This is a genomic window from Pseudomonas folii (assembly GCF_014357575.1).
Taxonomy (GTDB): Bacteria; Pseudomonadota; Gammaproteobacteria; order Pseudomonadales; family Pseudomonadaceae; genus Aquipseudomonas; species Aquipseudomonas folii.
The window spans coordinates 1-781 of the sequence record NZ_JACONW010000288.1 but is presented as its reverse complement, the minus strand read 5'-3'; the positions used below and the strand labels follow the sequence as shown (position 1 = coordinate 781).

Genomic DNA, 781 nt, shown 5'->3' with positions numbered 1-781 from the left:
TTCACTGGCAGTAGGTGAAACTTCGCTGGTGACTATCACGTTCAGTGAAGCGGTGACCGGTTTCAGCAACGCCGACCTGGCGATCGCTAACGGCACGTTGAGCGCGGTCAGCAGCAGTGACGGCGGTGTTACCTGGACGGCGACTCTGACACCAACGGCCAACGTGACCGACACCACCAACCTGATCACGCTGGATAACACGGGCATCGCCAATGCTTCCGGCAACATAGGCAGCGGTGTCACAAACTCCAATAACTATTTGATTGATACTGCACGCCCGACGGCGACCATTGCGGTAGCGAACAGCGCACTATGGATCGGTCAAACCTCGCTGGTGACCATTACTTTCAGTGAGCCGGTGAGCGGTTTCACTAATGCTGACCTTCACGTTGCCAATGGTACCTTGAGCGCTGTCAGCAGCAGTGACGGCGGTGTTACCTGGACGGCGACGTTGACGCCTGTAACCGGCATTACCAGTGCCAGCAACGTCATCACGCTTAACAACGGCGGCGTGGCTGATTTCAGTGGCAACGCGGGTGCCGGTATCACTAACTCAGGTAACTACGCGATAGACACTGCGCGTCCGACGGCAACCATTGCAATGTCTGACAGCGCCCTGTCAGTGGGTGAAACCTCGTTGGTAACCATCACCTTCAGTGAAGCGGTGACCGGTTTCACCAATGCCGACCTTGCTGTACCTAACGGCACCTTGAGCGCTGTTACCAGCAGCGATGGTGGCATTACCTGGACGGCGACTTACACGCCAAATATCAATGTTGCT

1 protein-coding gene is annotated in these 781 nt (G+C 56.2%); it reads left to right on the top strand.

Going from position 1 to position 781, the window contains the following annotated elements:
• Positions 1-781, top strand: a 781-nt coding sequence (locus tag H8S59_RS26750) for an Ig-like domain-containing protein (RefSeq protein ID WP_246475622.1), incomplete at both ends; no start/stop codon positions are given.